The following is a 19,784-nucleotide window of genomic DNA, read 5'->3' as shown; positions in this document are numbered from 1 at the left end:
AACGAATGCCGGTCGAAATCCGAATTCTCGCGCTCGGCGCGGTGCTGCTGTTCATCCACATCTTCGTCGCGACGCGGTTCAAGACCCAGCAATACGGCCGCCAATGGAACGTCGGAGCGCGGGATGAGACGCTTCCCCCGGCCAACGCCATGACCGGCCGTACGGCGCGGGCGCAGGTCAATTTCCAGGAGACATTCCCGATCGCCATCGTCGCGCTAATTGGCGTAGTCGTGGCCCAGCGGACGAGCGAATGGACCGCGCTCGGCGGCTGGATCTGGCTCGGTGCCCGCGTTGTCTATCTGCCGCTGTACATGGCGGGCGTGCCGGTGGTGCGCACGATCACCTACGTGGTCAGCATCATCGGCTTGGGCATGGTGATCAAGCCGCTGCTGGTCGGCTGAAATTCGGGCGTCTCGCGCCCATATCGGGATGACGTGGCAGCGAGCTTCCTTCCCGCCGCGACCCTGCTAAACCCGAGTGCCCATGTCCGATACCGATACCCAAGAAGCGCCCGCCAGCAATGCTCCCGCGGCGACCGCGACGCCGCACCTCTATCTGGTCGACGGGTCGAGCTACATCTTCCGCGCCTATCACCGGCTGCCGCCGCTGACGAACCGGCACGGTACGCCCGCGGGGGCGGTCTATGGCTATACGACGATGCTGTGGAAGCTCGCGGACGGGCTGACGCGGGCGGACGGGCCGACGCACATGGCGGTGATACTCGACGCATCGGAAAGCACGCACCGCAACGAGATGTACGATAAGTACAAGGCGCATCGGCCACCACCGCCCGAAGACCTGGTCCCGCAATTTCCGCTGATTCGCATCGCCACGCGCGCCTTTTCTATCCCGTGCATCGAGGAGAACGGGCTGGAGGCCGACGACATCATCGGCTGCTACGTCACCGAAGCCAAGAAGAAGGGCTGGAAAGTTACAATCGTCAGTTCCGACAAGGACCTGATGCAGCTGATCGACGAGGATGCCGGGATCGACATGCTCGACACGATGAACGACCGGCGGATTGGTCGCGCGGAAGTGCTGGAGAAGTTCGGCGTGCCGCCGGAGAAGGTCGGCGACGTGCTCGCACTGATGGGCGACAGCGTCGACAATGTGCCGGGGGTGCCGGGGATTGGACCGAAGACGGCGAGCCAATTGATCCAGCAATTTGGCGATCTGGAGACAGTTCTGGCTTCGACGGACGCGATCACTAAGCCGAAACTGAAGCAGTCGCTGATCGACCATGCCGACGCGGCGCGGTTGAGCCGCGAGCTCGTGCGGCTGGTGTGCGACGCGAACCTGCCGGAGCCGCTGGAAGACCTAGCCCTGAAGGGCATTCCGCCGGAGCCGCTTCGCGAGTTCCTGGCGGACCAAGGGTTCAAGACGCTGCTCAATCGCCTCGAAAATGGCGGGCCCGCGCAAGGCCGGAGCAGCAGCGGCGGCGGCATCAATGACGTCATGAGGTCGCTCGACAAGAAGCCGGCCGGGCCGCCGCCCGCCGAGCAGATCGAGATCGACCGCACGAAGTACGAGACGGTGATCGACGAGGCGACGCTCGAACGCTGGATCGCGGAGGCGGCGGCGCAGGGTCATGTCGCGCTGGATACCGAGACCGACTGCATCGACTGCATCGTCGCCAAACTGGCGGGGATCAGCCTGGCGATCGCGCCCAACCGCGCCTGCTACATTCCCGTCGGCCATAGCGGCGCGGACCTGCTGTCGGACGCGCCGGATCAAATGCCGCTCGAACTGGTGCTGAGGAAGCTGAAGCCGCTGCTTGAGGACCCTGCCGTCCTGAAGGTCGGGCATAACCTTAAGTACGACTGGGTGATGTTCGACAAGGCCGGCATCAATGTCGCGCCGATCGACGATACGATGGTGATGAGCTTCGCGCTCGATGCCGGACGGTCGTTCGGGCATGGGCTGGAGGAACTGGCAAAGCTGCACTTCGATCACGAGTGCATCCCGTTCAAGCAGCTATGCGGCACGGGCGCGAAGCAGATCACCTTCGACAAGGTGCCGCTGGGCCCGGCGACCGAATACGCCGGTGAAGATGCCGACATCGCGTTGCGGCTATGGCTGCGGCTCAAGCCGCGGCTGGCGCAGGAGAATGTTGCGCGGGTGTATGAGCGCGTCGATCGGCCGCTGGTGCCGGTGCTGGCGCGCATGGAGCAGCGCGGCATCAAGGTCGACCGCGAGTATCTAGCGCGGCTCAGCAAGGAGTTCGCCGAGGAGACCGCGCGGCTGGAGGAGCGCATCTATGAGGCAGCATGCGGACCGTTCACGATCGGCTCCCCGCAGCAGCTCGGCGAAGTTCTCTATGGGCGGCTCGGCCTCAAGGGCGGCCGCAAGGGCAAGAGCGGGCAATATTCGACCGACGTAAACGAGCTTGAGCGGTTGGCCGCGGAAGGGGTTACGTGCGCGTCGCTGGTGCTGGAATGGCGGCAGCTGACCAAGCTCAAGTCGACCTACACCGACGCGCTACAGGCCCAGATCAATCCAGCGACTGGCCGCGTGCACACCAGTTACTCGATGACGGGGGCGCAGACCGGGCGGCTGTCGTCTAACGACCCGAACCTGCAGAACATCCCCATCCGCACCGAGCTAGGCCGCAAGATCCGCGACGCATTTGTCGCTGAGCCGGGCTACAAGTTGCTGAGCGCCGACTACAGCCAGATCGAGCTGCGGTTGGCCGCGCACATGGCCGACGTGCCGCAGCTTAAGGAAGCCTTCCGCGAGGGCGTCGACATCCACAGCATGACGGCCGAGGAATTGTTCGGCCGCGTCGACCGCGACACACGCAACCAGGCCAAGACGATCAATTTCGCCATTCTTTACGGCAGCTCGGCCTGGGGCATCGCTGGCCGGCTCGGCCTGCCCAAGGACGAGGGCAAGGCGATCATCGACCGCTATTACGAACGCTTTCCCGGCATCCGCGCCTTCACCCACAGCACCCTCGCGTTCGTCCGCGAACATGGCTTCACGAGGACCTTGTTCGGGCGGAAGACGCATTTCGAGCCGAACATCCGCTCACCCAACCCATCGATCCGCGGCGGTGCAGAGCGCGCGGCGATCAACGCGCCGATCCAGGGGACCAGCGCCGACCTGATCAAGCGTGCGATGGCGCGGATGGACGATGCCCTCGCCGAAGCTGGGCTGAGCGACGTCCGCATGCTGCTGCAGGTGCACGACGAACTCGTATTCGAAGTGCCCGACGGCAAGGAGGAAGCTGCGGCAGCCGTGATCAAACAGGTCATGGCCAATGCCGCCGAGCCTGGCATGAAACTCGATGTCCCGCTCGACGTGGAAGTCGGCTGGGGCGAGCATTGGGGCGCCGCGCATTGACCGACGCCGAGCGCGTCCAGGGGAAGACCGCGGAAGCACCCGACGCCGACATGGCAACGCTGGCACGGGGCGGAAGGCTCAACGCCTTCGGTTTCGTCCTACGCCTGGCCGCGCGGCTGCCGTTCCTGTTCATCGCCGGCCGCGTCTACGGCGCGTCGGAGCTCGGCCGCTTCGCTTACGCCGTCCTAGTCGTAGAGTTTGCCGCGCAGATCGCTGCGCTCGGACTCCGGCGCGGTCTCGCGCAACTGCTGGCTGACGCCAAGAAACCGCACGCCTGCGTGGTAGCCGACGCGCTGCTGGTCGCCGCGATCGGATCGATTATCGGGATGGCGATCCTCATCGCGTTCCCACGCGCGATGTACCCGACAACGCGCATCTCAGGCATGGACCACCTGCTGGCGATTACCGTCATCGCCATCGCCTGGACCGACATTGCGCTAGCGGCGCTGGCCTATCAGCATGACGTCGCCTCGACCGTCCGAGCCCGCTCAATCGTGGAGCCGTGGACGATCAGCATCGTCGCCTTCATCTGGTCGTACATCTCGCTCGATGACGGGCTGATCGTCTCATACGTCTTCTCGATGGTCGCGGCGCTGATTGCGGCGCTGATCCCGCTATTCCGATGCTACGGCTTGCCGAAGGGCTGGCGCCCCGACCTTTCGGAGGCGTGGGGAACGGCGGTGCGCAACGTCCCGCTGGCAGCCGCCGACGCCGTGGAATGGGCGTCGCGTCGCGTCGACCTGGCGGTGCTCGGCGCCTTCATGCCGGCCAGCTTCGTCGGAATTTATTATGTCGCGCAACAGGTCGCGACGCTGCCCGCCAAGCTGAAGACCAGCTTCGAACCGGTTCTGGGCCCCGCCATCGCGCGAAAGATTGCCGCCAACGACAAATTGTCGGTGGCCAAGCAGGTTCGTCAGGTCACATACTGGATTATTGCCGCGCAGGCAGGGATCGCGCTTGCGCTCGGCATTCCTGGGCGCGCGGTCATGGGGCTGGTTGGCTCTGGGTTCACCGGCGGCACCGCGACGCTCGGCTTCCTGTTGGCCGCAGAGGTAATCGCCGCTGCTGCAGTCGTAAGCGAGGCCGCGCTGATCTACGTTGCCCGCGCGCGGAACATGATCATCAGTCTGATCATGCTCGCGGTCGAGGCGGGGCTTGCGGCGGCGCTTATCCTGATAATGAAAGGCGAAGGCTTACCACTTGCATTTCAGGCTACAGGACCGGCAATCGCTCTCTGTGTCGCGCTCGGGTTCGCATCGATCGTGAAATCGCGCCTGCTTGCCAAGAAGCTCGGCGCGCCTGTGTCCGGTTGGCGCTGGAGCGTCTGGTGGGCCGCGGCGGCTGCCGTGGTGGTCGGCGTGCCGGTGCGGCTGTTCTTGCCGGAAACGCTGCAGTTGATCATCGGGATTCCGGCGATCCTCGCAGCATTCGGCGCGGTACTCTGGACCAAGGGGTTCGGCCCCGAAGACCGCGAGCTATTCAAGCTGCGGAAAAGCGAGGTCGCCGAGCTTCGGGAAGCGGAAGATGCCGCCGAAGCCCGGGACCAGATCCGCGATTCGATCGTCTAGTCGAACAGTTCTTCGAGAAACGACTGCCGACGCTTCTGTTTGTAATAGCCGCCGCCCGAAAGGTGCTGCGGATAGGGCGGCGCCACTTGCTGCGGTGCCGGAGCCGATGCTGGGGCGGCCAATCGCTCCACAATCTTGTCGAGCTCGCCTCGGTCCAGCCAGACGCCACGGCAGCTCGGGCAGTAATCGATCTCGAACCCCTGCCGTTCGGACATTACCAGCGGCGTGCCGTCATTGGGGCACGGCATGCCCTGTGCGTGTGCACTCATCTACGTCCTCCCGTCAGGCCGTGCGCAGGCGTGGCGTCAGGCGGTGGAGGCGATCCTTCACGCGCAACTTCAGCTTCTTGAGGCGGGTAACCCGCAGATGGTTGGGCCAGCGCCGCCGCAATTCGCGGCGCAGGGCCTCGTCGACCCGCTGGTGGATTTCGAGCAAGCGAAATGTTCGCGAGCGCATTGTCAGTACTCCTCTCAAACCAAGGTTCGATCGAAGGATCCGGCGCTGTGAAGGGAAGTTCTGGACCGCCCGTCGTCGCATCGGATCATCCGATGCGGTCCGACATCACGCGCCTAACCTAGGCTGGGCGCGCCAGAGGGGCCCGGTCCGCAACGCTGACTTGTGGGCGCCAACGGCCGTTTTCAACCGGCGCGGGCCGGGATGTGACTACTGAGCGGTCAGTGGCGGAAGTGGCGGACGCCGGTGAAGACCATCGCAAGGCCCGCCTCGTCCGCGGCGGCGATGACTTCATCGTCGCGAATCGATCCGCCGGGCTGGATGACCGCGGTCGCACCGGCTTCGGCGGCAGCGAGAAGTCCGTCGGCGAAGGGGAAGAATGCATCCGAGGCGACGGCTGAGCCAACGGTGCGCGGCTGCGGCCAGCCGTAGGTCTCGGCGGCTTCCTGCGCCTTGGCCGCGGCGATGCGCGCGCTGTCGCGGCGGTTCATCTGGCCGGCGCCGATGCCCGCGGTCGCTCCATCCTTGGCGTAGACGATGGCGTTCGACTTCACATGCTTGGCGACGGTCCAGGCGAACAGGCAGTCGGCCAGTTCCTGCTCGGTCGGCTGACGCCTGGTGACCACCTTGAGGTCGTCGCGGGTGATAATCTTGTTGTCGCGGTCCTGGACGAGGATGCCGCCGGCGATGACGGCGATGTTCTGCCCGCCGCGCGCCGGGTCAGGCAATTCGCCTGTGAGCAGCAGCCGCAGGTTCTTTTTCTTCGCGAACAGCGCGCGCGCGTCCTCGTCGGCATCGGGCGCGACGACGACTTCGGTGAAGATCTGCGTGATCGCTTCAGCGGTGGCGGCGTCGAGCGGGCGATTGGTGGCGACGATGCCGCCGAATGCCGACACGCTGTCGCAGGCAAGCGCTTCGTTCCAGGCGTCGAGCAAGTTCGCGCGGCTCGCGACGCCGCACGGATTGGCGTGCTTCACGATGACGACCGTCGGCTTGGCGCTGCGGAATTCGGCCACGAGCTCGAGTGCGGCGCTGGCGTCGTTGAGGTTGTTGTAGCTGAGTTCCTTGCCCTGAATCTGTTCGGCCTGGGCGATGCCACGGGCGTGTGACCCGCTCGGGAGATAGAGGGCGGCCTGCTGGTGCGGGTTCTCGCCGTAACGGAGCGGCATCTTCAGGCGGCTCGCGCGCGTCCAGTTATCCGGCCAGCGCTGCTGCTGATCGGCGAAGGCGAACCATTGCGAGATGGTCGAATCATATTCTGCAGTCAGCGCGTAGGCCTTGGCCGCCAGCTTGCGGCGCAGTGTGAGTGACGTCGCGCCGTCATTCGCGTCGAGTTCCGCCAGCAGCTCGGCATAATCGGCAGGGTCGGTGACGATCGCGACATGCGCATGGTTCTTGGCGGCCGAGCGGACCATCGACGGGCCGCCGATGTCGATGTTCTCGATGATCGTATCGCGGTCGGCGCCACTCATGACCGTCTGCAGGAAGGGGTAGAGATTGACGACGACGAGATCGATCGGCGCGATGTCGTGCTCAGCCATCGACGCCGCGTGATCCGGATTGTCGCGGACGCCGAGGAGGCCGCCGTGCACCTTCGGGTGCAGCGTCTTCACTCGCCCGTCCATCATCTCTGGGAAACCGGTCAGGTCGCTGATGTCGCGAACGTCGGCGCCACTTTCGCGTAGTTTCGCCGCCGTGCCGCCGGTCGAGACCATTTCGACGCCATGCTGCGCTAGGCCCGCCGCGAGATCTCCCAGCCCGCTCTTGTCCGATAATGAAATGAGGGCCCGGCGGACGGGGACGAGATCGGTCATCGATGTTCCTCTTAATTAGCTGGCGCGGCGGAAGGTCCAGCCGATTTCGCCGCCCAATGCCGATACCTCGCCGATGATGACAAGCTGCATCGTGCGCTGCGGCCGGCCGCGGCCGTCGATCCACAGGCTTTCCTCGGTGGTGAGATTGGCACCGCGGCAGCGGAAGTTCCACGCGGGCGCGCCCTTGGAGCGCAGGATCGCACCCATGCCGTCGGCGGTGGCGGTGACCTCGACGCCTGGGGCGAGGTGAAAGCGGACGGCGTAAGGCAGCCCTTCGCGGATGCGCTTCCGGCCCTTGGGCAGCAGCTGATCGGCGCCGCGCAATTCCTTGCCGTCGTTGCCGAGCATCAGGCTGCGCTTGTGGATCAGGCCGTAGGCGCGGACGTAGCCGTCGTGGCTCGATTCGAGGCGGCTGGCATCATTGTCCTCGCTGCGGTCGATGGTAACGTCTTCGACGCCTTTGCCCAGCGAGCCATCGGGCTGGATGTTGGTCGAGTTAGTGTCGTCGAGAATGAGCGTGCTGTGCGCCGCCGTCGTACGGAGGCCCTCGATCAGCTCGTCGGGGAGGTCGCTGGGCAGCGGACCGGGACCGCCGCAATTCACGACGAGACGCTGCGGACCGTCCGAAAGTTCGAACGCCAGGGTGGAGGCGTTGCCCTGCTGGGTCATCTTCTGCGGTGGCGGCGGGGCGGCGTCGAGCACCAGGATCGTGCCGAGCGCCGACATGCGCTGATAGCCCCATCCGCGAGCGTTACGCAGCGGACGGGCGCGCATGCCGCAGCCGTCGATGATGGCGGACAGGACGGAAGGCTCGGCGGGACCGCAACCCTGCCAGCTCGACAGGGCGCCGTCCCCCATGGCGATGCCGTGCAGCGCGGCGAGCGAAGCCTGCGCCGCGGCCTCGATGCCGTCGGGGATCTGCGCCTTGGCTGCGAGGTAGCAGGCTCGGAGTAGGCCAAAGCGGTCGACCAGGAGTATCTGTTCGTACGGTGAGCGGCTGATCAGGCCCCCGTCGTCATATTGCGCCGACGCTAGTGCGCGGGCGAGGCCCGCCTCGCCACGGGCGACGCGTTGCATGCCGCCCTGCAGCAGCAAGCCCGCGGCTACCACGCCGAGCCAGGCGGTCACGCGGTCGAGCCCGGCGGCCGCCTTGTCGGCATTGGCGTCAAGATGACGCGCCCCGCGGGCGATCGTGTTGAGGAGCGCCGAGCGATAACCGCTGTCGCCGCTCGACAGGATGTACGGGGCGTAGGCGGTCCAGAAGAGGATACGCTCGCCCCACAAATGCGGGGCCCAGGCGTCATCGACCTTGGCGCCATGGGTGAGCAGCCAGCGGCCGACGACTGCCTCGGCAAGTTTAGCGCCGCGTTCGCGCGAAGCGGCCGCGGCGAGGTCCCGCAACCACGAGAAGCCCTGGAGTTGGGAAGCCAGCGCACCGCGGGCGCCGACCTGGCCGAAGTCGAGGTCTTTGAGCGGAAGCGTTTCGCTGCCGACCGTGAAGCGTCCCGCGAGCAAGGCTTCCCCGCGGGAGCGGTCGCCGTGGACATGGTCGCGGGGGACGGCGGCGAGCTTTAGCGGCTGGCGCGAAGGCCGTAGCCGCGACAGCAGGGAGCCGCGTGCAAGCTTGCTGACGGCCGCGCGCTCGGCGGCCGAATCCTTTTCGCTCACCCGCCGCCCCTGAGAGCGCGGATGTTGTCGGCATAGGCCGATGGGCCGCCGCGGAAGGCCGCCGTGCCGGCTACCAGCGCGGTTGCGCCGGCATCGACGGCCTGGTGCGCAGTCTCGGCATCGATGCCGCCGTCGACCTCCAGCTCGACCGTCAGGCCCTCTTTCGTGATGCGGTTGGCGATCGCCTCGATCTTCTTAAGCTGGCTGGCGATGAACTTCTGCCCGCCGAAGCCCGGATTGACGCTCATCACGAGGACCAGGTCGATATCGCCGAGCACGTAATCGAGCATTTTCGCGGGAGTCGCCGGATTGAGCGAGACGCCCGCCTTCTTGCCGAGGCCCTTGATGCGCTGGATCGTGCGGTGGAGATGAGGGCCCGCCTCGGGATGCACCGTGATCGTATCCGCGCCTGCTTCCGCAAAGGCATCGAGGAAATTGTCGATCGGCGAGATCATCAGATGCACGTCGAACGGCTTGGCAGAATATGGCCGGAGTGCCTTCACCACCGCCGGGCCGATCGTCAGGTTGGGCACGAAATGCCCGTCCATGACATCGATGTGGATAAAGTCGGCGCCCGCCTCGTCGATCGCGCGCACTTCCTCGCCCAGCTTGGCGAAGTCGGCGGACAAGATGGAAGGAGCGATTAGCGGCATGAGCCTGATTAAACGGGTTTAATCGGCGCGGACAAGGCGCGCGATGAAGAAGCCGTCGAGCCCGCCGTCACTTTCCAGCAGGCCGGGGAGGATTCGACCAGAATTGTCGCCGCCCATCGAGGCGAAGTCGGGCAGTCCCACGGGCTTGAGGAGACGGAAACCGCGCTGGCGATCGAGGAACGCGGTCACGACGTCTTCACCCTCGGGCTTTTCGAGCGAGCAGACGGCGTAGATCAGTGTGCCGTTCGGCGTGAGCCACTGCGCGGCACGATCAAGCAACTGGCCCTGCAACTCCGCACCCTCCGCAATCACGCGCGGACGTGCGCGATACAGAACTTCGGGATGCCGGCGGAACGTGCCGGTCGCCGAGCACGGCGCGTCGAGCAGAATAGCGTCATATTGCTGCTTCGGTCGCCATTTCAGGGCGTCGGCTTCGACGAGGTCGGCATTGAGATGCGTCCGCTCGAGGTTTTCGCGCAGTCGTCCGAGACGACTTCCCGACGCGTCGACGCTGGTGACGGCGTGACCGGCCGCAGCGAGCTGCATGGTCTTGCCGCCGGGCGCTGCGCACAGATCGAGCACTTCCCTAGCTTCGGACGGAACGACCCGCGCAGGCAAGGATGCGGCGAGATCCTGTACCCACCATCGTCCTTCGCCGAAGCCGGGTAGTTCCGTGACCGAACTGCTCTCGATGCGCACGTGACGCGGAGCGAGCGAGACGCCGCTCTGTTGCGCCGCGAAGGCCTGAGCCTCGCCGTCGTCGATGAAGGTCAGGTCGAGTGCCGGGCGCCGGGCGATCTGCCGCCGCGCCGCCGCCACGACGTCATCGCCCCAAGTTTCTCCCCAGCGCCGCTCGACCTCTGGCGGCAGGAGGGGTGCCTCCATCAGCGGAACACCCCGACGGAGCAGCGTGCCGAGCACGCCGTGCACCAGCCGGCGTGGACCCCCATCGACCAGCGGCAAGGCGGTCGCGACCAACGCATGCTCCGGCGTCTGCAGGCCGATCTTCTGCGCGAGCGCGAGACGCAGAACATTGCGCGCCTTGCTGTCATCCGGAAGACGGTTGCGCGTTGCGCTGTCGATCAGGGCGTCGAGATCGGGCAGGCGGCGCAGGGTTTCTCCGGCGATCGCCACCGCCAGCGCGCGATCGGGCGCGAACAGGTTGCGGATGGCGCTTGATGCCGCGTCGATCGTCTGGCCGCGGCGAAGCACGGCATCCAGGATCTGCAGGGCAGCCCGGCGTGCGCCAAGTCCTTCGGTCACCGGTTTGCCGTTCACACGCCCTCGGCGCGCGGGGGACGCGTCAGCAGTGCATCGAGCACCTGGTCGACGCTAGCGCGCCCGGAAATCAGCTCATCAACCGCCGCGACGATCGGCATGTCGATGCCCTTGTCGCGGGCAAGCTTCGCCAAGACCGGTGCGGTAAAGGCGCCCTCGGCGACCGTCTTGCGATTGGCCATCAGCTCGGCGGCCGCACGGCCTTCGCCGATGCCCTTTCCTAGAGAATAATTACGCGAGCTGGTCGATGAGCAGGTCAGGACGAGATCCCCGAGACCGCTGAGACCGGCGAGCGTTTCTCGCTTGGCGCCCAAGGCCATGCCGAAGCGCGTCATTTCCGCGAAACCACGGCCGATGAGCGCGGCGCGCGCATTCTGGCCGAGGCCTTTGCCTTCGACGACGCCGCAGGCGATCGCGAGCACATTCTTCACGGCGCCGCCGATCTCCGCGCCTGTGACGTCATCCGACAGGTAAACACGGAAGGTGGGCTGGGCGATCCGGTCGCGCAGCTGCTGCGCGAGGCCATCATTCTCGGCGGCAAGCGTGACCGCGGTCGGCAGTCCTTTGGCCACTTCATGGGCAAAGGTCGGACCCGATAGCACGCCGACCGGCGCGCCGGGGCAAGCCTGCTTCGCCACACGATGAAGGAGTTCGCCGCTGCCCTCCTCAATGCCCTTGGAGCAGAGGACCAGTGGTCGGTCGCTACCGCCCGCGCGTTCGAGCACCGAGCGCATGTGCTGGGCCGGGGTGACCATCAGCCAGGCATCGCACTGCTCGAGATCCGCGAGGTCCGACGTCGCGCGGATCGCGAGGTCGAGCGGGATGCCCGCAAGATAGGCCGGGTTCTCGTGGCGCGCGTTGACGGCATCAACGACCTCGGGCTCCAAGGCCCAAAGCATGGTCTCGCGTCCGCCTGTCGCGGCAACTTGCGCCAGCGCCGTACCCCACGCGCCCCCGCCAACAATGCCGAGCTTCATGCCTTTACCCCCGCGCCGCGCACCTTGTCGGCTGTTTCATCCAGGGGCCAGCGCGCTCGCGCCGGTGCTTCGAGTCCGTCGCAATCGCCGCGCGTAAACCGTTCAGCGCCTGCCCAGGCAATCATCGCCGCGTTGTCGGTGCACAGCCAGCCCGGTGGTACGCTGAAGCGGCGGTGATAGCGCGCGGCGAGTTCCTCAAGGGCTGACCGAATCGCTTGGTTGGCGGCAACTCCGCCCGCGACAACTAACGCCGGAGCATCGCTACGTTCGAGCGCAAGGCGGGTGCGATCGACGAGGCAGTCGACTACCGCTTGCTGGAAACTGGCGGCGAGGTCGGCCGGCGCGAAGTCGCCCGAGACGACTGCGCGCTGCACAGCGCTCTTGAGGCCGGCGAAAGAGAAATGCGGTTCGCCCGAGCCCACGAGCGGTCGGGGCAATGGTACGGCGTCCGCGCTGCCATCCTTGGCAAGCTGTTCGATGGCGGGGCCGCCAGGATAGGGCAGGCCGAGCAGCTTGGCCGCCTTGTCGAACGCCTCCCCTGCCGCATCGTCTATGGTGGTGGCGAGGCGGCGATAGTCACCGACACCTGTCACCTCCAACAATTGGCAGTGTCCGCCCGAAACCAGCAGCAGCAGGTACGGAAACTGTAGGTCCGGATCGGCAAGCCGAGGCGAAAGCGCATGCCCTTCGAGATGGTTGACGGCGATCAGTGGCTTGCCCGCCGACAGCGCCAGCCCCTTGCCGGCCAGAAGCGCGACCATCACGCCGCCAATCAGCCCGGGGCCCGCCGTCGCAGCGACCGCATCGACATCCTGGATCGACAGCTTGGCGTCATCCAGCACCTTGCGAATAAGCGAGGGCAAAATCTCGACATGCGCGCGGGCGGCGATCTCCGGCACCACGCCGCCGTAGGGCTGGTGCGCGCTGTTCTGGCCCACCACCGCCTGCGCGAGGATGCGGCGGTCGGCGGTGACGAGCGCCACGGCGCTATCGTCGCAGCTGCTTTCGAGACCCAAGATGACTGTCATTTCGTGTCCGGCCCTTTGCCTGATCCTCTCGAGATGCACTAGGGGTGGGGCATGCAAGGACTTCGCCTCGGGACTCGCGGATCACCACTGGCGCTGGCCCAGGCGCGCAAGGTCGCCGCGGCGATCGAGACCGCGCAGCGCTGGCCCGATGGGTTCGTCGAGATCGTTCCCGTGACCACCACCGGCGACAAGGTGCAGGACCGCCCGCTGGCCGAGATTGGCGGGAAGGCGCTTTGGACCAAGGAGCTCGACCGGGCGCTGCTGGCTGGAGAAGTCGATTTCTGCGTCCATTCGATGAAAGACGTCGAAAGTGAGCGACCGGCCGAAATCCATATCGCCGCCGTCCGACCGCGCGGGGACGTGCGCGACCGCATCATCGGCGCCGAATCGATTGAGAAGCTGAAGCAGGGTGCTGTTGTGGGGACATCGTCGCCGCGCCGCGCTGCACAGGTGCGGCGGCTCCGGCCCGACGTGAAGATCGTGCCGATCCGCGGCAATGTCGAAACGCGGCTACGCAAGGTCGAAAGCGGCGAGGTCGATGCGACATTGCTTGCTTCCGCTGGGCTGAAGCGGCTTGAAATCGATGCCGGCACGGCGATACCAACCGAGATTATCCTGCCGGCGCCCGGCCAGGCGGTGATCGGCATGGAATGCCGCACGAACGATACGCGAACGCAGAGCGTCCTCAGCACCGTCAGCAATGAAATCACATACAATTGCGTGATGGCCGAACGCGCTTTCACTCGCGCACTTGGCGCGACCTGCCATTCGCCGGTCGCTGCCTTTTGCGTGCTCGAGGATGGGGATCTCCGCATGCGCGCGCAGCTGTTCAATGAGGACGGCAGCGAGATGGTCGAGCAGCGCGCGGTGTTCGATTGCGACGAACTGCGCAGTTGCGAAGAATTGGCGCGCTCGATGCTGGCGGCAGCGCCCGAATCCATCCGGAGGCTGTTCGAGTCCTGAGATGGCGCGCTTGCTGGTCCTGCGTCCGGAGCCCGGCGCCCGCGCGACTATCGAGCGGGCGCGCGCACAGGGACTGGACGCTGTCGCAACCCCGCTTTTTGTCGTCGAGCCGCTCGAATGGGACGTTCCACAGGCGTCAGGCTTTGATGGGATCTTGCTGACCAGCGCCAATGCTTTGCGGCACGGCGGCGACGGGCTCCAGGCCTTGCGCGGACTCAAGGCCTACGTGGTCGGCAACGCGACTGCGCAGGCAGCACGCGAGGCGGGTTTCGATGTGGCCGCGACGGGCGATGCGGGCGTTGAGCGATTGCTCGGGTCAATCGAGCCGGACCTCAGGTTACTTCATCTCTGCGGCGTCGATCGTCGTAGTTCGAATGGAGCGCGGCAGAAAATCACGGAGATTCCCGTGTATTGCTCCAAACCGGTCGATGATGTCGAATTTCCGGATGCGGACGCGGCGCTGATCCATTCCGCGCGTGCTGGAGCCCGGCTGTCAGAACTGACGCAGGACAAATCGGTTCTGACGATAATCGCCATCAGCCAGGCGGCCGCCGATGCGGCTGGCGACGGCTGGCGCGCAGTGGAAGTGGCCGAGCATCCGACCGACGAGGCGTTGCTGGCGCTGGCCGCTCGCCTGTGTAACAAGCCGCGCCCGTAATGAATGGTTCGGGAACTCCCAGTGGGATGGGGTGGGGCGCACGGCTGCTCATCGCCTTCATCCTGATCCTAGCCGGCGCCGCGGCCACCGTCTGGTCTCTCGCACGCTATGAGCCGGCAGCCCGCTTTTTCGGGATCGCGCCGAAACCGTCGCAGGCATTGATCACCAGCCCGGCTCCCGCTGCGACGCAGCAGCCCTCCACACAACCGGCGCCTACGCCAACACCTCCGCAGATTGCCCAGCTGGAAAACCGGATTGCGCAGGTCGAAAATGCGACCGAGCGGGCCGCTGGTTCAGCCGGCCGGGCCGATGCGCTGGTCATCGCCTTCGCCGCCCGGCGCGCGATCGATCGGGGCGTCGCGCTTGGCTATCTCGAAAACCTGCTCACCGCACGCTTCGCTGCCCAACACCAGGCAGCCGTGGCGACGATCATAACCGGATCGCATCAGCCGGTGCGCCTGAACGACCTGATCTCAGAATATCAATTGCTGGCCCCGGATCTGCGCAGCGGCGGTCCCCAGGATAGCTGGTGGGCAAACACCAAACGGGAGCTGGGTTCGCTGATCCAGGTGCATCGCGCCGATCGCCCTGCAACCACGACGGAAGCGCGTTACAATCAAGCACTGCTGATGCTTCAATCGGGCGATGCCGATCAGGCGTTGGCAGAGACGATGCGGCTGCCTGGTGCGGCGAGCGCATCTGCGTGGACCACCAAAGCGCGACGTTACGTCGCGGTCCATCGCGCGCTCGACGAGATCGAATCGGCGGCGCTTATGACGGGGGGCACGCCTCCAGCTCAGTGACGTCGTGACGTCAGCCTATTCGACCTTGGCGGGTGCGGCCCTCTCGACCGGCTTCACGTGCACGGTCTTGATGTTGACGAATTCGTGGATGCCGAAGACGCCGCATTCGCGGCCATAGCCCGAGTGCTTTACGCCGCCGAACGGCGTGCGTGAGTCCGAGCGGACGTTCTCGTTGACGAAGCTCATACCCGCTTCGAGTTCTTCGGCCGCAATGCGCCGCCCCCGGTCGAGGTCGGACGTCAACACGCCCGAGCCGAGCCCGAACTCGCTGTCGTTGGCAATGCGGATCGCGTCGGCTTCGTCGGCGGCGGCAATAATTGCCGCAACCGGGCCGAACACTTCCTCATCGTGGGCAGGCTGGCCGGCGCGGACGTCGGTCAACACGGTGGCCGGATACCAAGCGCCAGGCCGGTCGGGCCTTTCGCCGCCGAGCAGCAGCCGCGCACCGTTGGCGACGCTCTGCTTGACCTGCTCGTGGATCTCATCGCGCGCCTTGATGCTGACCATCGGACCGAACTGGCTGGCTTCATCGTTGGGGTCACCCATGACGAAACCGCGCATCGCCTCGACCAGCGCCGCCTCAAACTGCGGGAGGATGTCGCGGACGACGATGAAGCGCTTGCCGGCGATGCAACTCTGCCCGCCGTTCACCATTCGCGCCTTCGCAGCGACCTTCGCCGCCGCTTCGACATCGGCATCTTCCAGCACGACATAAGCGTCTGACCCGCCCAGCTCCAGCACGCATTTCTTCAGCACCGCCCCCGATTCGCTGGCAACCGCCTTCCCGGCCGCCACGCTGCCAGTCAGCGTAACCGCGGCGACATGATCACTCTTGATTAGTGCTTCGATATGCTTGGTCGGCAGAAGCAGCGTCCGGAACAAGTCCTTGGGAACGCCCGCCCCGTGCAACACGTCTTCGATCGCGAGCGCGCACCCGGGAACGTTGCTGGCGTGCTTCAGCAGCATACCGTTGCCGGCCATCAGCGCCGGCGCGACCGCGCGGAACACCTGCCAGAACGGAAAATTCCACGGCATGATCGCCAACACGATGCCGATCGGGTTGAAGGTGACGAACGCTTCGCCGCCACCGATGTCGGCCTCCTGCCGCGTCAGATATCCTTCCGCGTGATCGGCGAACCAGTCGCAGTGGAAAGCGCATTTCTCGACCTCAGCGCGGCCGTCGGTGATGGTCTTGCCCATCTCCTCGGTCATCAGCCGGGCGAACTCGTCCTTCCGCGCGCGGAGGATCTCGGCGGCCTCGTGAAAGACTTGCGAGCGCTCGGCGAATGACGTCCGCCGCCATTCGCGCTGAGCATCATGCGCCCGGTGCGCGGCGTCCAAGGCCTCGTCGAGGGTGTGCAGTTCATAGGATTTGCCCGGCTCGCCCGTTGCGGGGTTAACGGTCTGCAGACGATCGTCGCTGGCAGGGCGGGTCAGTTGGGCCTGGTCGTTCATATCCGACTCCTTTGCCGGAGCCCTAGACCCGTTGCACTTCGCAACCAAGACAGCGGCGTGCCGATCATGCGGCGCTGATCGCGCTAAACGTTCCGGTTATGAGGAAATGGAGCGGGCGAAGGGATTCGAACCCTCGACCCCAACCTTGGCAAGGTTGTGCTCTACCCCTGAGCTACGCCCGCTCGGCGATCACGCCGGAACGGGTCCGGCGGGGTGAGGCGGCGCGCCTAGCATGGGGATGCGCGCATTCGCAAGGGACCTTTCGCGCAAGCTTGTGACCGCCTCGACACCCGCCCATATGGGCCTCAACCCGCGTTTGAGGAGTGCAGCAAGGCCGTGGCTACCCTGGGAATGACCGAAGCCGAGCGCGAATCGCTCGAGCGCTTCGAACGCGACGTGATCGAGCCGTCGATGACGGCGCTCGTGATTCTCGATTTCTGGGCGGAATGGTGTGGGCCATGCAAACAGCTGTCGCCCGTGCTCGACAAGGTCGCGGAAGACTATGCCGCCAAGGGCGTGAAGCTCGCCAAGATCGACGTCGACCAGGAAAAGATGCTGGCGGCGCAGTTTCGCATCCAGTCGATCCCCACCGTCTACGCCATCTATCGCGGACAGCCGGTCGCAGATCTGACCAACTATCGCAGCGAGGGGCAGATCAAGAAGGCGCTCGACCAGTTGCTCGCGCAGCTGAAGATCGAGCCCGAAGGCGCAACGCCGAAGGCCGAAATCGAGCCGCTGATCGCCATGGGTGAGCAGATCCTGGCCGATGGCGACCCGCCGCGCGCCGCCAACGTCTTCCGGCAGGTGCGCGAGATGGCGCCCGACAATCCGGAGGTGCTTGGCGGCCTGATTCGCGCGCTCGTTGCCGGCCACGAGCTGACCGAAGCCGACAACATTCTCGAAAGTCTCCCGGAGGATCTGCGGAAGAAGCCCGAGATCAGCCGGGCGCGAGCGGCCTTTGAGATTGCGTCGGCGCCAAAGGCCGACACGTCCGGGCTTGATTCTCGACTCGCGTCCAATCCCGACGATCATGAGGCGCGACTAGAACTCGCGAACGCGAAAATGGCCGATGGTGATCGCGATGCCGCCGCCGATGCGTTGCTCGAGATTATCCGGCGGGATCGCGAATGGAACGACGGTGCTGCTCGCCAGCGCTTCCTGCAGTTGCTTGAGGCTCAAGGCCTTGAGGATCCCTGGTCAAGCACGCAGCGGCGTCGCCTGTCGGCCCTGCTCTTTACATGAGCCGTACGCTCCGCGTTCCCATCTTCCCGCTGTCCGGCGCGCTGCTGTTCCCGCGCTCGCAGCTTCCACTCCACATCTTCGAGCCGCGCTATCGCGAGATGACCCGCGATGCGATCGACGGCGGCGGTCAGATCGCCATGATCCAGCCGCAGCGCTACGACGATGACAACAAGGCGCCACTCTACGGCGTCGGCTGCGTTGGCGAAATCGTCGGCGTCGAGGAGATGGACGACGGACGGTTCAACATCGTCCTGCTGGGATCCAACCGATTCCGGCTCATCCGCGAGATCGAGAACGACACGCTTTACCGGTGCGCCGAAGTCGACATCTCAGCCTTTAATGACAGTGAGCCCGATGCACTACCGATGATCCAGCGCGCCGAGGTCGAGCGCGAGGCGCGCAAGCTCGGCGATGCCCTGGGCCTGGCGGTGGACTGGGCGGCCGTCGCGCGCCTGGACGATGAGATGCTGGTCAACGCGATTGCACAGGTCGCGCCCTTCGACGTCGGCGCCAAGCAGGCGCTGCTGGAAGAAATCTCGCTCAACGGCCGCGCCGATCTCCTGGTCCAGCTGATGCAATTCCACCGGATGGCGGTGAACGGCGGCGTCGAGATCGAACCGACGCTTCAATAATTAGATTGCCAGTCCTCGAAGCAGCAGCGGTAGCGTGCCGCTCGTTCCTTGCGCTTCGCTCTTCAGCCGATCGCGCAGTGGCGAAATCTTGCTGACGATTCCCATTCCGAAACGGCGGACTGCCGACGCTGCGGCGCCGGGCACGCCGTAAAGGCGCGTCAGGCTGTCCGTGGCAAAGGCTACGGACAGCGCATCGAGCGAGCGCCAGCGCTGATAGCGGGTCAGCAACTGCTGATCGCCGAGATCGAGCCCGAGCCGCGCGCCTTCGACAAGCACTTCGGCAAGCGCGGCAACATCCCGGAAGCCGAGATTCAAACCCTGCCCAGCGATTGGATGAATCGCATGCGCCGCATCCCCAATCAGCGCCAGCCGCTGCGCGGTGATCTGCGCCGCATGGTGGAAGCCGAGCGGGAAAGACGAACGCGGCGCGAGCATCTCGACCTTGCCGAAAAAGCCGCCCATCGCCGCTTCGGCTTCGGCGGCGAAATCTGCGTCGCTCAGCGACAGCCAGCCTGCGGCGTCGCCGTTGGGGACCGACCAAACAATCGCCGACCGGTGACCGACGCCATCGTCGTTCATCGGCAGTAGCGCGAACGGTCCGCTCGGAAAGAAAATCTCGTAAGCGACGTGGTCGTGCGGTCGTTCGTGCCGCAGCACTGAGACGATCGCCTGATGGTCATACTTCCAGCGGGCGATGTTGATGCCGGCCGCTTCGCGCGTCCACGAATTGCGCCCATCGGCGGCAATCAGCAACGGCGCGGTCAAGCGGCGGCCATCCTCGAACGCAACCAGAACTCCGTGCTCACCGCGATCGATTTTCGCGACACGCGATTTCCAGAGAAGCTGAATGTTGGCGCCAGATTCGGCGCGCGCCTGTAACGCCCGGCGCAGGTGGCGGTTTTCGTGCATCACACCGAGCGGCTCTTCTTCATCCGCATCGAAATGCAGCGCGCCCGGCTTCAGTCCGTCGGCGACCGCGATGCGGCGGATCGGGCAGCCGGGCGCTCCCAGGTGCGCGGTGACGCCGATGGTTTCGAGCATCCGCATCGAGCTGGACGAGACGGCGCTGGTGCGGCCGTCGAACGCTGCCTCGCTGCGCGGCGCGGGATCGGCGGGGTCGATCACGATGGCGGAGAGGCCGCTCGAGTCTAGCGCGGCGGCCATGGTCAGGCCGACCAGCCCGCCGCCTAGGATGATCACGTCACTGCGCTCCATTCGCCACGCCCTAGCCGCTTCGTCGCAGCGACGCC

18 protein-coding genes and 1 tRNA gene are annotated in these 19,784 nt (G+C 65.8%); 8 read left to right on the top strand and 11 right to left on the bottom strand.

All coding sequences use genetic code 11. The features are described from left to right. The first annotated feature begins 5 nt into the window (after positions 1 to 5). The 3 genes from QU596_RS09295 (at position 6) to QU596_RS09285 (ending at position 4,910) form a co-directional block, all read left to right on the top strand. Entirely contained in the window at positions 6 to 401 is a 396-nt protein-coding gene (locus tag QU596_RS09295; RefSeq protein ID WP_308515214.1) for an MAPEG family protein, read from the top strand. 82 nt (positions 402 to 483) lie between these two features. Continuing rightward, positions 484 to 3,342, top strand: a complete 2,859-nt coding sequence (gene polA / locus QU596_RS09290) for a DNA polymerase I (protein ID WP_308515213.1) — start codon at positions 484 to 486, stop codon at positions 3,340 to 3,342. 50 nt (positions 3,343 to 3,392) lie between these two features. Next, positions 3,393 to 4,910 carry a lipopolysaccharide biosynthesis protein gene (locus tag QU596_RS09285; RefSeq protein ID WP_308517971.1) on the top strand — a complete coding sequence of 506 codons (1,518 nt, stop codon included), beginning with the start codon at positions 3,393 to 3,395 and terminating at the stop codon, positions 4,908 to 4,910. Here the strand turns inward: QU596_RS09285 and QU596_RS09280 are convergent. The 8 genes from QU596_RS09280 to tsaD all read right to left on the bottom strand — a co-directional run bounded on the left by QU596_RS09280 (position 4,907) and on the right by tsaD (position 12,781). Then, positions 4,907 to 5,179, bottom strand: a complete 273-nt coding sequence (locus tag QU596_RS09280; RefSeq protein ID WP_308515211.1) for a TFIIB-type zinc ribbon-containing protein — start codon at positions 5,177 to 5,179, stop codon at positions 4,907 to 4,909. The two genes, QU596_RS09285 and QU596_RS09280, sit on opposite strands and share 4 nt — an antisense overlap. A 13-nt stretch (positions 5,180 to 5,192) precedes the next feature. Next, on the bottom strand, positions 5,193 to 5,366 hold the full coding sequence (locus QU596_RS09275) for a DUF465 domain-containing protein (protein WP_308515209.1): 174 nt from the start codon (positions 5,364 to 5,366) through the stop codon (positions 5,193 to 5,195). A 218-nt stretch (positions 5,367 to 5,584) separates the two neighbouring features. Beyond that, positions 5,585 to 7,177: a bifunctional phosphoribosylaminoimidazolecarboxamide formyltransferase/IMP cyclohydrolase gene (gene purH, locus QU596_RS09270; RefSeq protein ID WP_308515207.1), complete on the bottom strand. Its 1,593-nt coding sequence runs from the start codon at positions 7,175 to 7,177 to the stop codon at positions 5,585 to 5,587. A gap of 15 nt (positions 7,178 to 7,192) precedes the next feature. Further along, complete coding sequence (locus QU596_RS09265; protein WP_308515204.1) at positions 7,193 to 8,845, bottom strand: heparinase II/III family protein; 1,653 nt, start codon at positions 8,843 to 8,845, stop codon at positions 7,193 to 7,195. Next, positions 8,842 to 9,498: a ribulose-phosphate 3-epimerase gene (rpe, locus tag QU596_RS09260; RefSeq protein ID WP_308515202.1), complete on the bottom strand. Its 657-nt coding sequence runs from the start codon at positions 9,496 to 9,498 to the stop codon at positions 8,842 to 8,844. The genes QU596_RS09265 and rpe overlap by 4 nt, the downstream gene beginning before the upstream one ends. An 18-nt stretch (positions 9,499 to 9,516) precedes the next feature. Beyond that, entirely contained in the window at positions 9,517 to 10,761 is a 1,245-nt protein-coding gene (locus tag QU596_RS09255; RefSeq protein WP_308515201.1) for an RsmB/NOP family class I SAM-dependent RNA methyltransferase, read from the bottom strand. An 11-nt stretch (positions 10,762 to 10,772) separates the two neighbouring features. After that, entirely contained in the window at positions 10,773 to 11,753 is a 981-nt protein-coding gene (locus QU596_RS09250; RefSeq protein WP_308515198.1) for an NAD(P)H-dependent glycerol-3-phosphate dehydrogenase, read from the bottom strand. Next, positions 11,750 to 12,781, bottom strand: a complete 1,032-nt coding sequence (tsaD, locus tag QU596_RS09245) for a tRNA (adenosine(37)-N6)-threonylcarbamoyltransferase complex transferase subunit TsaD (RefSeq protein WP_308515197.1) — start codon at positions 12,779 to 12,781, stop codon at positions 11,750 to 11,752. Before tsaD ends, QU596_RS09250 begins: the two co-directional genes overlap by 4 nt. A 51-nt stretch (positions 12,782 to 12,832) precedes the next feature. On the opposite strand from tsaD, the gene hemC reads away from it, so the two are divergent. From hemC to QU596_RS09230, 3 genes are read left to right on the top strand one after another with little or no spacing between them, the layout of a single operon-like run. Further along, positions 12,833 to 13,744, top strand: coding sequence for a hydroxymethylbilane synthase (gene hemC / locus QU596_RS09240; RefSeq protein ID WP_308515195.1), 912 nt, complete (start codon positions 12,833 to 12,835; stop codon positions 13,742 to 13,744). Between the two features lies 1 nt (position 13,745). Then, on the top strand, positions 13,746 to 14,402 hold the full coding sequence (locus QU596_RS09235; protein ID WP_308515193.1) for a uroporphyrinogen-III synthase: 657 nt from the start codon (positions 13,746 to 13,748) through the stop codon (positions 14,400 to 14,402). Beyond that, positions 14,402 to 15,205: a hypothetical protein gene (locus tag QU596_RS09230; RefSeq protein WP_308515191.1), complete on the top strand. Its 804-nt coding sequence runs from the start codon at positions 14,402 to 14,404 to the stop codon at positions 15,203 to 15,205. Before QU596_RS09235 ends, QU596_RS09230 begins: the two co-directional genes overlap by 1 nt. A 15-nt stretch (positions 15,206 to 15,220) precedes the next feature. Here QU596_RS09230 and QU596_RS09225 read toward each other — a convergent pair whose 3' ends face one another. Beyond that, entirely contained in the window at positions 15,221 to 16,660 is a 1,440-nt protein-coding gene (locus tag QU596_RS09225; RefSeq protein ID WP_308515189.1) for an NAD-dependent succinate-semialdehyde dehydrogenase, read from the bottom strand. 107 nt (positions 16,661 to 16,767) lie between these two features. Beyond that, positions 16,768 to 16,842, bottom strand: a tRNA-Gly gene (locus QU596_RS09220). Positions 16,843 to 17,011: 169 nt separating this feature from the next. On the opposite strand from QU596_RS09220, the gene QU596_RS09215 reads away from it, so the two are divergent. Together QU596_RS09215 and QU596_RS09210 are read left to right on the top strand one after the other, a co-directional pair. Beyond that, entirely contained in the window at positions 17,012 to 17,902 is an 891-nt protein-coding gene (locus QU596_RS09215; protein WP_308515187.1) for a tetratricopeptide repeat protein, read from the top strand. Further along, on the top strand, positions 17,899 to 18,534 hold the full coding sequence (locus QU596_RS09210; protein ID WP_308515185.1) for an LON peptidase substrate-binding domain-containing protein: 636 nt from the start codon (positions 17,899 to 17,901) through the stop codon (positions 18,532 to 18,534). The genes QU596_RS09215 and QU596_RS09210 overlap by 4 nt, the downstream gene beginning before the upstream one ends. Here QU596_RS09210 and QU596_RS09205 read toward each other — a convergent pair whose 3' ends face one another. Next, entirely contained in the window at positions 18,535 to 19,749 is a 1,215-nt protein-coding gene (locus QU596_RS09205; protein WP_308515183.1) for a UbiH/UbiF/VisC/COQ6 family ubiquinone biosynthesis hydroxylase, read from the bottom strand. It lies immediately after the preceding gene. Positions 19,750 to 19,784: the final 35 nt, after the last annotated feature.

The organism is Sphingomonas flavescens (assembly GCF_030866745.1).
GTDB lineage: Bacteria > Pseudomonadota > Alphaproteobacteria > Sphingomonadales > Sphingomonadaceae > Sphingomicrobium > Sphingomicrobium flavescens.
Note: the sequence above shows the minus strand (reverse complement) of the source record. Positions and strands in the feature narration are given on the sequence as shown.